This is a genomic window from Nostoc sp. CALU 1950 (genome assembly GCF_051172895.1).
Classification (GTDB): Bacteria; Cyanobacteriota; Cyanobacteriia; order Cyanobacteriales; family Nostocaceae; genus Nostoc; species Nostoc edaphicum_A.
The window spans coordinates 1-259 of record NZ_JBDNJQ010000482.1; the positions used below are offsets into that span (position 1 = coordinate 1).

The following is a 259-nucleotide window of genomic DNA, read 5'->3' on the forward strand; positions in this document are numbered from 1 at the left end:
TATCTCAACGCCAAGCTTTAGAGCCTGCTTAGTTCTTTTGTTCTAACAAAGTTGATATGCTCCCGAAGTGAAGCGTAGGATGGTTAGCTTTAAGTGCTAAAACGTAATCCGCTTTCGCATTAAAAATTTGGGATGCAATTGCAGTTTGCGTACCCATTGCATCAATTGTAATAACGCATCCTGTTAAGTCTAGCAATTCTAATAATGCAGGAATTGCTGTAATTTCATTCGATTTATCGGCGACTTTCACTTGTCCTAA

Annotated in this window: 1 pseudogene; it reads right to left on the reverse strand. The window is 38.6% G+C overall.

Annotation, left to right across the window (positions count from 1 at the left end):
* Positions 1-67 precede the first annotated feature (67 nt).
* Positions 68-259 (reverse strand): annotated as a pseudogene (locus ABF638_RS38495) (ISAs1 family transposase); the annotation flags it as partial.